Below are 13,855 nucleotides of genomic sequence, written 5' to 3' on the forward strand. Positions count from 1 at the left end.
GCAGGGCGGTTCGAAATGTTCTTGCACTGTGATTGCAAACCGGGGATACTTAGTAAACAACATGAAGTATCTCACCAATTTGGAAGTCTGCAAAGACTGCATGAGGCTGTCCTTTGGGTTGCGCAGTCTAATCCTCCCCCTCCTTGCCTTGGTCGTACTGATGAACTGGGGACTACTGGCGCTGAGTCAGCACCGCGCCAATCCGGAGGTGCCGATCGTCGGTCTTATCAATCCTCAGGCGACGGTCTTCAACGCGGTGACCGGAAAAGTGTATACCGTGGACCAGGACGCGGGCGAGATTCTGATCAGCAATGATGCCGCCAATTCAACCATTCGTGTCAAAGTGGGTGTTGGTCCGGTTTCCGTTGCCGTCGATTCCCAGAATGGCCGAGCCTATGTGGCTAACGCGGATGGGGGGACAGTGAGTGTGATTGACGGAAGAACCGATATCGTTCTTGCAACAGTTCAAGTTGGGAGCCATCCGTATTCGATCGCGTGCGATTCCGTGGGGCAACGGGTTTACGTCTCTCGAACTTATAGCGACCACCTGATGGTGATCGATGAAGCTACCAATCAAGTCACGAGCATCAAGACTGGCTCGGCAGATCTGATTGCAGTTGACCCTCGGACGGAGACCACATATCTCCTGGGATATGAGGGCGGAGATCTTGCCGTCCTGAATGGAACGACTCATTCTTTGTCTACTAACTCGGTAGGAATGCATGCATGGGGTATCGCACTCAACCCAGCGACTGGCGTGATCTACATCGCCAAGCCTGGAGACGCGGAAGTTGCCGTGCTCGCGTCTGCCTCTGCCGCACCGACAATGATCCCGACGGGCGTCATTTCTTGCGCTGTCGCGATCAATGCGCGCACGAATACCGTCTTCGTCGTCAACTATGGTGATAACAGCGTTACGGTAATCGACGGTGCGAAAGGCCGCGCAATTGGCCGGGTGCCCGTGGGGAAACGTCCTCAGGCAATCGTGGTGGATTCCGATAACAATCTTGCCTACGTTGCCAACACCCAGGAGAACTCGGTGACGGTGATCGATGGAGCAAACAACACAGTCCTTGCAACGCTGGACGCCGGGAAGGCGCCTTATGCATTGGCAATCAATCCGTCAGCGGGCAGACTGCATGTTGCTAATCTAGATAAGAATTCGTTCACGATCATCGACGTAAGCAAGATCCGTCAGCCACAGAACTAGCGATATCGATAAAGACGTACTCGATAGATCTTTCCCTCGGCCAGATCGCCGGCATACAATCGCAAGGCCTGTCCCTGCGAGTCTTCGTCGCCGTTGAGCCGCCGTCGCGGCACCCAGGCTCCATTTTCAAAAAACTCCTCATCGATACTTTCAATGCCCACGATGGGCGGCCCTGGTTTGTCTGTCGAGAAGGTGATCTGTGCATCGCCGCTGCCGAGGACCAGGAACTCATTCGGGCCGGTTGCAATGAACATCGCGGCGAGCCTGGCTCCCGCACTGGATGTGCCTCCTGCGCGGGTGATCGTGGCTGTGTACTCGCCGATGGAAAGACGCGCCGAACGCTGTGCTTCGCCCTCCATGAGCGCGGATGAGATGCTGCCTGCTCCCTGCTTTTCCAGGATCAGAGGTGCCAGCCGGGACAGGTCTGTATAGACGTACCCGATGGCGGAGTTGTCGGAGTGCTCTGATGGGTTGGTAATACCTACAAGATCGAGCGGAGCGTTGCCTTGGTCATCGATGCCAAAGGGAGAGAATCCGATGGCCGACAGATGCCCGAAGGCGTAGAACGCATTGGCGGCACCCGCCGAGCCTCCTTGCGCCTCCGGGATGAAGAGTGGGTTGTCAGGGAGCGTATACCTGCCTGCCCACAGCGCAAACTCATTGAAGTATATGTCGGGAGACAGGAAATCGAGAGAGGGTGCCCCCGCGTGCCAGATGTCCATCGAATGCGGGAGCGGACCACCGCTGTTGTATTGTCCTGGTTCGTAATTCGGCCGGATCAATGCGGCATTCGCATACATCGGCAATGAATATTCCGCTTTGCCTGCTGCAGTTACGCGCTCGATGTAGGTGGCGTATTGCCAGGCCATAAAGAGATCGTCCGTCAGAGACGCTTTGCCAAAGAGATCTTGCCATGTCCCTGTGGTCTTCGCGCCCGCTGCTTCCCATGCAGCGCGAAGCTCGGGGTCCATCGTCGCCTTGTGCCTTTCAAGGTGACTCGTCAAGGCAGACGGCACTGGCGCCGCAAACGCGGCATTCGCGGCATTGGAATGGTCACGCGATTCGGGGATCACTCCAACCTCGTTTTCGACCTGCACCATCAGGACAGTATGCGTATTTCCATCCACTTCACGCAGGTGGCGCATAAACTGCGCAAAGGCTCGCGCATCTGCGTCTCGAACTGTGGTACTGAAAGGCGATAGCCGCTCTGTGCCTCGGCCGTCGCTCATCTGAACGCGCGGAAACCGCTCGGTATTGGTCTTGACCCATGCAGGCGCATAACTGGAATAGGTGTTCTTCCAAGCGCCAAACCACAGAACTACCAGCTTGAGATTGTTCGCCCGGGCTCCTTCGAGCAAGCCATCCACGCATCTGAAATCGAATCTTCCCTCTTCCGGTTCTATCGTCTCCCAGGCGACAGGCAGCAACACCGTATTCAGGTGCATTGTCGTAAGGTGCGGCCACACATTTTTCATGTACTCGACGCTGGAGGAGTTGGAATTATGCAGCTCTCCGCCAAGAACCAAGAAAGGCTTGCCATCGACGAGGAGTTGGGTCGCATTCCCGCGTCTTTCAAGGTGAGGCAGGTCGACATGGGAATCGCGAGTTTGTCCAATCGACGGCATGGCGGAAACCATTGAGGTAAAGAGGGCAAGTAAACAGAGCTTGTTCAAGAGTTGATTCCCATTCTCAAGAATATGTGACGACCTATTCGCAGCGCCTGCGTTCGTCTCTGGCAATCCTGCATCCGCAAGTATAACGGTTCGACTGCGGGCCACAGTGCGGATGACTGCGAACTGGTATACGATGGCGAGCAACAGGATCTTGATGCGAACGCAAACTGGATGATCCGCAGAAGCGCTCGGTTGAGCTGAATTCCGCCAGGAGCAATGCGAATGAACCTGAGACAATTTTCTGGACGATCAGCAATCCCTGCGTGCATCCTTTCACTCGTTGTTTTTTTGTTTGGCTGCGTGCTTTCGCCATCTTCGGATGCGCAATCCTGCGGTTTGCATGGGGTTGCGGTCCAGGTGCTCGGCTCTGGAGGTCCGGAGTTACAAGACAAGCGGGCTTCGAGCAGTTATCTGGTATGGGAAAACGGGCAGGGGCGGGTACTGGTGGATGCAGGCGGCGGAAGCGCGCTGCGATTCGGGGAGAGCGGGGCGCAAATGTCCCAACTGGACGTAATTCTATTCAGTCATTTCCATGTCGATCACAGCGGAGACTTTGCCACGCTGATCAAATCGTCCTGGTTTGAAGATCGCAATCGTCCCCTGCCGATCTATGGGCCGACAGGAAATGACTTCATGCCCTCCACCACAGAGTTTGTATCCGATTTCTTCGGCGATAAGCAGGGCGCTTACCGGTATCTGAGCGGGTTGCTCGCGCCGGAAGAAGAGGGTAGTTACAAGATGCAGCCCCACGATGTGGTCGCGAACTCGACGCCGGTGGCCGTCTTTCACAGCGGCGATCTTGTCGCCTCTGCGGTGCGCGTTGTTCATGGACCAGTCCCGGCACTTGCCTGGCGCATCGAGATTGGCGGCAAGGTGATCGTGTTTAGCGGAGATACCAACGGCGAGGGGGAAGGGCTCGTCGGGTTGGCAAGGAACGCAGATTTGTTTATCGCGCATAACGCAGTGCCGGAAGGCGCTACCGGAGTCGAGAGGCATCTGCATATGCCTCCGTCTGTGATCGGACAGATCGCAGCAGACGCCCATATCAAGCGCCTCGTCTTATCTCATCGAATGCTGCGGACGCTGGGGAAGGAAGACCAGACTCAAGCGGAGATCAGGAAGCGATATTCGGGCCCGGTAGCATTTGCTAACGACCTCGACTGCTTTCCCGTGCAATAGCCGCTTATGGTTAAAGGGCGATTCTTATCGCGTTAGCAGGGCGAACAGGTGTGGTAACGTAACTCTACAACATCAGCTTCTGCGAGACCTTTCGCGCCTCAACGGGCTGAGGTGAAGAGTGGCGCGGGTCCAATTTGTGGATTTGGGCCCTATGAGGGTGGATGGGTATACAGATTGCTCTGAAGCACCGGACTCAATACCGGTACGACAAGACGATTGTTCTTGGTCCACAAGTGATCCAGTTGCGTCCCGTGCCGCACTGCAAAACGGCCATACTGAGCTATTCGCTTGACATTACTCCTGCCGAACATCTTCTGAACTGGCGACTGGACCCCAACTCCAATCACCAGGCTCGACTTTTATTTCCGCAGAAAACGAATGAGTTTGTGGTCGAAGTGAATCTCGTGGCGGACCTATCCCCTATCAATCCATTCGATTTCTTCCTTGAACCCGGAGTTGAATCCTACCCTTTCTCCTATTCGCCGGATCTGGCCAGGGATCTTGGGCCCTATCTCTGCACAGATCTGGCCGAGGATCTGAGCGGCCCCCGGCTCCTCGCGTTCCTTGAGAATTTCGCCACAGAAAAACGCGGGACAAATGGAACGATCAGCCTTCTGCTCGACTTGAATCGGAAGGTTCGCGACGAAATTGACTACGTAACAAGGCTTGAGCCGGGCATTCAGAGCTGCGAAGAGACACTGCAATTGCGCTCGGGATCGTGTCGCGATTCCGCATGGCTGCTGGTGCAACTGCTGCGCAATCTGGGGATAGCGGCGAGATTTGTCTCCGGATATCTGATTCAACTGGCGCCAGACGAAACGGCGCTGGAGGGTTCTAGCGGCCCGGAGGCTGATTCCGCCGATCTGCACGCATGGGCCGAGGCATTCTTACCCGGTGCGGGCTGGATCGGACTTGATCCAACTTCGGGCATGCTCGCCGGCGAAGGACATATCCCGCTGGTATGCACTCCAGATGCAACGAAGGCCGCGCCCATAGGAGGCACGATGGAGCCTGCGAATGTTGAATTCAGCTATTCCCTTTCCGTTCTCCGCTTAAACGAGGCCCCTCGGGTGACCAGGCCATTTTCGGAAAAAGACTGGGCCAATGTAGAACGGGTGGCGCATCTCGTTGACGCTGATCTCGAGGCTCAGGATGTGCGGCTGACGATGGGTGGAGAGCCTACGTTTGTGGGAATCGACGAGCCGGAAAGCGCGCAGTGGAATATCGATGCCCTGGGACCTATCAAGCGAACGCGGGGACTGGACCTGATCCGATCTCTTAGCAACAGGACCGCACCGGGCGCGCTACTGCACTTCGGACAAGGCAAGTGGTACCCCGGAGAGCCGCTGCCGCGCTGGGCTCTGAGTTGCTATTGGCGAATCGATGGCGTACCCGTATGGGAAAATGCTGATCTGATCGCTCGCGAAACTGAGGGCTCGACCTATGGCGTGGCAGATGCATTGCGATTCGGCGAGGCGCTCACGCGACGGCTGGAGGTGAGCCGGGAAAACCTGCTGCCCGCATACAATGCGCAATCCGATGCAATTGAGACTGCAACGAGTGAACCAGCGGGCTACATCCTGCCGATTCGCCGCCGTCAACCGCACGGACAATTGCGCTGGTCGAGCCAGCTTTGGTTCCCGCGGCCAGAACGTCTCGAACTGATGGCGGGTGACTCGCCCATTGGGTTTCGCATTCCCACGGAAGTGATGCCCTGGGTTGCTCCGGATGAGATTGAATACGAATATGATTCAGCGCCGTTTTCGGATAAGGTCAAGCTGCCTTCGACAGCAGCCCGGCGTCCGGATCTGTTCGAGGTTGAGCCTGATTCCGATCCCCTGCCCCCGCTTTCGGCCAGTGCTGCAACAGCGACGGTGCTCATTCGCACAGCGTTGTGCGTGCAGGCGCGCCAGGGACGCATACACGTCTTTCTTCCCTTTGCGTCTGAACTCGCGGACTATCTCGATCTGGTATCGGCCGTTGAAGATACATGTGCCTATCTGCGAATGAAGGTATGCATTGAGGGATATACGCCGCCTGCTGACCCGCGCCTTCGATTCTTCAGCGTGACGCCCGATCCGGGAGTTCTGGAAATTAACCTGCCCCCCGCCAGGAATTGGGATGAACTCGAAGCCTTGAATACCGTGCTGTTTGAAGAGGCGCGCAAGAACCGGCTGACTGCCGAGAAGTTCAATTTCGATGGCAGCCATGCGGCAACCGGCGGCGGAAGTCATATCGTAGTCGGTGGCGCAACCATGCTGGACAGTCCTTTCCTTCGCCGTCCTGACCTGCTGCGCAGCATGGTGGCATTCTGGCAAAACCATCCCTCGTTGTCCTATCTGTTTTCGGGCATGTATGTCGGGCCGACGAGCCAGTATCCTCGGATCGACGAGGCGCGCCTGGATACTTTGTACGAGATGGAAGTAGCTTTTGCGAACTTACCCAAAAGCGACTGCCCGCCGTGGATCGTCGATGGATTGTTTCGCAACCTGCTGATCGATGTCACCGGAAACTCGCATCGCGCGGAGTTCTGCATCGACAAGCTTTTTCCGCCGGAGGGGCTTGGGCTGCGACTCGGATTGCTTGAATTGCGCGCATTTGAAATGGCTCCTCATCTCAGGATGAGTCTTCTGCAATCGCTGTTGATCCGCGCTCTGATCAGCATGTTTTGGAGGACTCCATTCGAAGGCGGCCTAATACGCTGGGGAACGGCGCTCCACGACCGGTTTATGCTGCCTCATTTTGTCCAGCGCGATCTATACGAAGTGCTCGCACACCTAAGACAGGCAGGCTTTGATTTCGGAGAAAGATGGTTTGCCGCGCAACTCGAATTTCGCTTTCCAAAAATCGGATCGATATCCGCGGAAGGGGTCGAACTCGAACTGCGCAAGGCGCTCGAGCCATGGAACGTTCTGGCCGAAGAGACGGTTTCCGGGCGAACGGTTCGGAGCGTGGATTCCTCCATGGAGCGAATGCAAGTGATGGTGTCCGGATTGTCCGTGGAGTCTCGATACGTTGTAACCTGCAATGGACGCCGGATGCCGCTTGCCTCCGCTGAAGGGCCGGGTGTAATGCTGGCAGGCATCCGATACCGCGCACGTCAGTTGTCGGCATCCTTACACCCGACAATTCCCGTGCATGCGCCGCTAGTCTTTGAACTGATCGATACCTGGCGAGAGCGCTCGATTGGCCAATGCACTTACCATGTCGGAGCACCGGATAGTCGCGTATATGAAGGCCGTCCAGCCACTGCCGCTGAGGCTGAGGAGAGGCGCAGGGAGCGTTTTCAAGTGACAAGCCTCACGCCTGGCTGCGTCGCCGCGCCGAGAGAAGAGCTGAATCCGAGCTTTCCGATGACACTGGATCTGCGGCTGCCGAAGCCCGCGCAAACGACCCGACCAGAAAGCGAGGGCCTGACGCGATGACAATCGATCTTGATCAGACTCCGCTCCACTATGGAGCATCCTATGACGAGCTATCGGTCGATGGAGTAGTACCTCGACCGCACTGGTCCCATCTGATGGAGTCGCTGCGCGCAATCGGCTCCGAAGAACTGGAACGGCGCTGGGGCCGCGCCGAGCGGCGCATTCGCGAGAATGGGATCACCTACAACATTTACAGCGATCCGCAGGGAGCAAATCGGCCCTGGAAGATCGACGTTATTCCATTTCTGATTTCAGCCGGGGAATGGCGCTTTATCGAAGCAGGCATCATTCAGCGCGCGCAATTGCTGAGTCTGATTCTTCAGGATCTTTACGGCTCGCAGCAACTGCTCGCTGATGACTACTTTCCTCCGGCTCTTCTTTATGCGAACCCAGCGTTTCTCCGTCCACTGGTCGGCGTGCGAGTTCCCGCGCATAGTTATCTTCATATGCTTGCGGTCGATCTTGCCCGTTCTCCTGATGGCAGGTGGTGGGTGCTTTCCGATCGCACGCAGGCTCCTTCGGGAAGCGGTTATGCACTGGAGAACCGCACCATTGTCTCCGATGTCCTACCCGAGGCATTTCGCACCTCAAACGTGCTGCGCCTCGCTTCTTTCTTCCGCGCACAACGCACCGCGCTAGCCAGCATGTCTCAAAAGGACAATCCGCGCATCGCGCTTCTGACTCCGGGCCCGCATAACGAGACCTACTTCGAGCACTCTTATCTTGCCCGATACCTTGGATTCACGCTCGTTGAGGGAGCGGATCTGACCGTGCGTGATCGCTGCGTCTATCTGAAGACCGTGGACGGTCTGGAACAGATCGACGTCGTGTTACGCCGCGTGGACGACAGCTTCTGCGATCCGCTCGAATTGCGCAGCGACTCGCTTCTCGGTGTGCCAGGCCTAGTAGACGCCATCGTCGCGGGCAATGTGCAGGTCGCCAATGCCCTGGGCAGCGGCCTGATCGAGACGGCTGCCGTCATGCCTTTTCTGCCTGGCCTATGCAACCACCTGCTCGGAGAAAAACTGAAATTGCCATCCGTCGCGACCTGGTGGTGCGGACAGGAATACGCGCTCGACTGGGTGCTCAACAATCTCGACTCCGTTGTGGTGAAACCAGCGTTCCCGTCGCGCGGGATGGAGCCGGTCTTCGGCGCCGAAATCCCGCAGTCCGAGAAGAGAAAGTTCGCCGATCAATTGCGCGCTCGCCCTTATGAGTACGTTGCGCAGGAGCAGGTTGCCTTGTCCACTGCTCCAGTATGGGAGAACGGACATCTCGATTCGCGCTCTGTCGTACTGCGAGCCTACGTCCTCCATACCGGCAGCGGATGGGTTGCGATCCCAGGGGGATTGGTCCGGGTCGCCGAGGCTAAAAGCTCGGGCAATGGCTCCGTTGTATCCATGCAGCGTGGCGGACACAGCAAAGACGCATGGGTTCTGTGGGACAGCCCGGTCGATACCTTCAGCATGCTGCGCCCGCGCAGTGAACCATTGGATTTACAGCGAGTGGAACGCGCCGTTCCAAGCAGCGTCGCCGACAATGTCTTCTGGCTGGGCCGCTATGTCGAACGGGCGGAGAATATCGCGCGCATCACGCGAACCATGATCTCGCGCGTGCGACGCGCCGAGGGGGCCGAACTTGGGTGCCTGATGCGGCTGCACGGGTGTCTGGAGACACGCTACAGCAAGATGCCAAAGAGAAAGGCGCCGACCGCGCTTGAACTCGAACAGGAGCTGATCTCTGTTTTGACCGACATCAAGCGGCCAGACAGCCTCGCCTCCACGTTGAGCGAGGTATCCAGAGTTGGCGGGAATGTTCGCGAGCGTCTTTCAACGGATATGATCTTTCTCCTCGGTAAGCTGAGGGACTCGGTTCAGATCGATCCCGGCTCGCAGCTTCTGGAGTATCCAGCGTTGCTGACCGCGTGCCTGGAGCTTCTTTCCGCCTTCTCAGGAATGGAGCGCGAAAACATCACGCGTGGATTCGGCTGGTTGTTCATGAGCATTGGACGCCGTCTCGAACGCGCGATCTTTCTCGCCAGGCAACTGCGCGAAATCACCACTCCGCTTGCGGAGGACGATTGGTCTCTGTTGGAGTGCCTGCTCGAAGTGGCGGACAGTTCGATGGCCTACCGGACGCGATACTACACCACCCTGCAGCCGCTGGCTCTGATGGACGTGCTGATGGCCGACAAGAAAAATCCCAGGTCGCTGGATTTTCAACTGGATCATCTCGCCGATCTCTATGAAAAGCTCCCTCGGCACGGCGTAGAGGAGTTAAAGGCGATGCGCGAAGCATTAACATTGCTCCGCGCAATCGATTTGCGAAAATTGAGCTATCCTCTGCCGGGCGCGTCGACTGTCCCCGAAGATACCGAAGGGCTCGCGCGGCTTGAGCGATACTTCCGGGATATGGAGGTCCTGCTACGCTCGTGGTCGAATAACCTCTCGGCCAGGTACTTTAGCCACGCCCGCTCGCTGCCAATTACCATAGGTCAATGATTTATAAAATCACCCATCGAACTACCTACAAATACAAATATCCGGTCTCGGTGGGAAACCATGTGGCGTGTCTGAAGCCGCGATCTTTGCCGCCTCATCAATCGGCGCAGAGCGAATTGCAGATATTTCCGGCTCCCGTGGCACGAACCGAAAGAGTCGATTTCTTTGGCAATCGACTCTGCTTTTTCACCATTCAGGAGCCGCATAAAGAGCTGGTGGTAGAAGCCCGAAGCCAGGTGACAGTGGAGCCGGATCAAACGCAAAACTCGCTGAGCACGCTGCCATGGGAAGAGGCAGCCGCACTGCTCCCGATCGACAAAAGCCCGGAGAGCAGAGAAGCCTATCAGTTTGGATTTGAGTCGCCACGCATTCGGATTCGGCCGGAGTTCGCCGACTATGCGCTTCAGTCGTTTACACCCCGGCGGCCGATGCCCGAGGCGCTCATCGACCTGACAAAGCGCATCCACAGCGACTTTCGTTTCGATTCGAAGGTGACCACCGTTCGGACAACTCCCGAAGAGGTCTTCAAGAAAAGGCGTGGCGTGTGTCAGGACTTCGCTCACGTGCAAATTGCCTGTCTTCGCTCTCTCAACCTCGCGGCCCGCTATGTGAGCGGATATCTGCGAACGTATCCACCTCCGGGCAAGCCCAGGCTCATCGGGGCTGATGCCTCTCATGCGTGGGTTTCCGCATACTGCCCTGGTTACGGCTGGCTTGACGTGGACCCCACCAACGACGTCGTCCCCTCCGATGGGCATGTGACGCTCGCATGGGGCCGGGACTATGGCGACGTAAGCCCTCTGCGCGGATTGGTCCTCGGCGGTGGAGCGCATACGCTGAAAGTCGCCGTTGACATGGAGCCGCTTGGCTCTTTCGGGCTGCCGGAGGCGATTTCTAGCAATTAATTAGTTTAGTTTCTGATCTTTATGGTTACCTCGGCAGGATTTGAAGGCCAAGCTCCCCGATCTCTTCGTTCTCGACGCGATCTGTTGCAAGAAGATCTGGCTCTAAGCAGTTGCCGTATGGAATGGGCGTAACCTACAGCCTCGTTTGTGGTCTAATGAGCGTAAACTCTGTCTTTGCACCGGCTTGATATTGAGCTCCGATTGAATGCAGGAGATTGGGAAACGAGAGTTCAGGAACGTGGTGCTCAAGTCACTCGAAAGCAAGATGGATATTCCCGTTGGGTCTAGCAATTCCTTGTACGCCAAATCTGTCGAAGTAGGGATCAATTTCAATTGCTGAGTAGGCTAGTCGTGAGCAGGATCAGTTGGCGAATCTCGCACAAGAGATTGGCGGCCGCGGTCACTCTCTGCCTTGCGGTGAGCGTTTCCGCCCTATTTCCACCGGTGAGCCGCTCTCAGCAGAATGAGCTCTCACCTGATGCGGCGATTGGCATCATCGTGACCCGTACAGCCGACGAAGCGAGGGAAGTACGGACCGAGTTGAAAGCAGGGACTGACTTTGCCGTGCTGGCAAAAGAAAAATCCATAGACCCGACCTCAACAGATGGCGGATATATGGGACAAATGGGTGCGGCTAAGCTTCAACCCGAGCTGAAGATGGCTTTGAATGGATTAAAAGCTGGCGAGTTTACCGATGTCGTCCGCGCCTCAAACGGATTTGCGATACTTACGCTCTTCGCGGTGGTTCCAGGCACGCAAGACTTGAACGCAAACCGAATCTATGCCCTCACAAAATCTGGGGCCGTGCAGCAAAACATCAGCATCTCCGGGCTGGACGAAGCGGATGCTGTATTCAAACAATTTCCCAAGCCGGAAGGATGGAATCGCGATCTGAGCCAGCCATGCGCCATCCGCAAACAATCATATGCGGAAGCGGTCGAGCGAACCCGGCAGTTTATCTCTACGGCTGCAACTCAGCCCGCTCCGCCGATTCGAATGCAGCAAGCGCATGCGGCGCTGGCCCAACTCTACTCGTACCAGGGGGAAATGGAAAAGTCGGTGAGCGAATGGAAGATTGTTTATCAGATTGCTCAGGCCAGTGTTCCCGACACGGTGCCTTATGCCCTGGAAAGCCTTGGACTCGCGTATCTGCATCTCTCGGAAATGGAGAATGGAGTCTATCGCGATTCAGGAACACTGGATATCTTTCCTCCGTTGCATCCTGGCGCGCACTTTGAAAAAATGGAGGACTCGAAACTCGCCGTTCAATACTTCCAGACCTATCTGGAGCGCGTGCCCGACGATCTGGAAGTGAAATGGCAGTTGAACCTGGCTTACATGACGCTGGGCGGGTATCCGTCGCAAGTTCCGCCCAAAGACCTGATCCCGTTGAGCAGCTTTGAATCGAAAGAAGACATCGGACGCTTCAAAGATGTTGCCCGGGCTGCGGGTCTGAACAGCTTCACTGAAGCAGGCGGACTGATCGTTGACGACTTTGAGAATAATGGACTACTCGATATCGTCACGTCGAGCTGGGGAATGTGCGAGCCGCTGCATTATTTTCACAACAACGGCGACGGGACCTTCACGGACCGAACCGCTGAGGCCGGATTATCGGGCCAACTGGGCGGACTGAATATCGTTAAGGCCGACTACAACAACGACGGCTGCATGGATCTGCTTGTGTTGCGCGGGGGGTGGGAGCTTCCTATGCGAAGGTCTCTGTTGCGCAATAACTGCAACGGAACATTCACCGATGTAACCGATGCGAGCGGCTTGGGCGATCCGGTGACAGCAACGCAAACCGCGGTGTGGGCAGACGTGGACAACGACGGCTATCTTGATCTGTTTATCGGCAACGAGAATGCACCCAGCCAGCTTTTCCGCAACAAGGGCGATGGGACATTCGAAGATATCTCTCACGCGGCGGGCATCGACAAAGTCGCATTTACTAAGGGAGTGACGGCGGCGGATTACGACAAGGATGGGTATGTCGATTTCTATGTGTCGAATGGCTCAGGTCCCAATTTTCTTTATCACAATAACCACAACCTTACGTTTACAGACGTTGCAAGACAGGCTGGCGTGCAGGCTCCCTACTTCAGTTTCTCGACCTGGTTTTTCGACTACGATAACGACGGTTGGCCCGATATCTTTGTTGCCAGTTACTTCAGCTCGGTGGAGCAGGCAGTGCGTAGTTATCTTGGTCTTTCTGTATCCGTGGAGACAGCAAAGCTTTATAGAAATCTGCACAACGGAACGTTCCAGGATGTGACTGCGCAGGTGGGCCTCGACAAAGTGTTCATGCCGATGGGTTCGAATTTCGGGGACGTGGATAATGACGGCTTTCTCGACATTTATCTGGGCATGGGAAACCCTTCGTTTGCAGCCCTGATGCCTCATGCCCTGCTGCGCAATAAGGACGGCAAGGCGTTTATCAACATTACCGCGTCATCCGGCACAGGCGAGTTGCACAAAGGACATGGCATCGCATTCGCTGACATCGAGCGCAACGGCCAAGAGGACATTATTTCTGCCAACGGCGGCGCTGTGCCGGCAGATAAACACACGCTGCGTTTGTTCCAGAACCCGGGGAACAAGAATGACTGGATCAATATTCGCCTGACCGGAGTCAAGACCAATCGGGCTGCGGTGGGCACAGAAATCAAGGTCACGGTCGAGAACGACGGGCATGCTGCATGGACGATTTATCGCACGGTTGGCGAGACAAGTTCGTTTGGTGGAAACCCGATGGAGCAGCATATCGGACTCGGCCACGGCGCCCGAATTATGAGTTTGGAAGTATGGTGGCCGGCGACGAAAACGCTGCAGAAGTTCAGCAATGTGGAGAAGAACCAGTTTATCGCCATCAAGGAATTCTCTGCCGACTATGTGAAACTGGAGCGGACTCCTCAACCGATTGGAAAGGTTCAGGCGGTCTCGGCCGCAAAGTAAGACGCGG

The 13,855-nt window shown here is 56.3% G+C and carries 7 protein-coding genes; 6 read left to right on the forward strand and 1 reads right to left on the reverse strand.

What is annotated here, in order from left to right; all coding sequences use genetic code 11:
- Positions 1-61 precede the first annotated feature (61 nt).
- On the forward strand, positions 62-1,210 hold the full coding sequence (locus OHL23_RS24125; RefSeq protein ID WP_263354592.1) for a YncE family protein: 1,149 nt from the start codon (positions 62-64) through the stop codon (positions 1,208-1,210).
- On the opposite strand, the gene OHL23_RS24130 is transcribed toward OHL23_RS24125, so the two are convergent.
- Positions 1,207-2,883 (reverse strand): GH35 family beta-galactosidase, encoded by a 1,677-nt coding sequence (locus OHL23_RS24130; protein ID WP_263354593.1) that lies wholly within the window; start codon positions 2,881-2,883, stop codon positions 1,207-1,209. The genes OHL23_RS24125 and OHL23_RS24130 overlap by 4 nt on opposite strands.
- Positions 2,884-3,105: 222 nt before the next feature.
- On the opposite strand from OHL23_RS24130, the gene OHL23_RS24135 reads away from it, so the two are divergent.
- The 5 genes from OHL23_RS24135 to OHL23_RS24155 all read left to right on the forward strand — a co-directional run bounded on the left by OHL23_RS24135 (position 3,106) and on the right by OHL23_RS24155 (position 13,848).
- The gene (locus OHL23_RS24135) at positions 3,106-4,062 is read left to right on the forward strand and encodes an MBL fold metallo-hydrolase (RefSeq protein WP_263354594.1); all 957 of its coding nucleotides are present in this window, start codon (positions 3,106-3,108) and stop codon (positions 4,060-4,062) included.
- A 161-nt stretch (positions 4,063-4,223) separates the two neighbouring features.
- Positions 4,224-7,487, forward strand: a complete 3,264-nt coding sequence (locus OHL23_RS24140; RefSeq protein ID WP_263354595.1) for a transglutaminase family protein — start codon at positions 4,224-4,226, stop codon at positions 7,485-7,487.
- Positions 7,484-9,988, forward strand: coding sequence for a circularly permuted type 2 ATP-grasp protein (locus tag OHL23_RS24145; RefSeq protein WP_263354596.1), 2,505 nt, complete (start codon positions 7,484-7,486; stop codon positions 9,986-9,988). The genes OHL23_RS24140 and OHL23_RS24145 overlap by 4 nt, the downstream gene beginning before the upstream one ends.
- A complete protein-coding gene (locus OHL23_RS24150) occupies positions 9,985-10,893 on the forward strand; it encodes a transglutaminase family protein (protein ID WP_263354597.1) in 909 nt (302 codons plus the stop codon). The genes OHL23_RS24145 and OHL23_RS24150 overlap by 4 nt, the downstream gene beginning before the upstream one ends.
- A 351-nt stretch (positions 10,894-11,244) precedes the next feature.
- A complete protein-coding gene (locus OHL23_RS24155) occupies positions 11,245-13,848 on the forward strand; it encodes an FG-GAP-like repeat-containing protein (protein ID WP_263354598.1) in 2,604 nt (867 codons plus the stop codon).
- Positions 13,849-13,855 lie beyond the last annotated feature (7 nt).

Origin of the sequence: Acidicapsa acidisoli (assembly GCF_025685625.1) — a bacterium.
Classification (GTDB): Bacteria; Acidobacteriota; Terriglobia; order Terriglobales; family Acidobacteriaceae; genus Acidicapsa; species Acidicapsa acidisoli.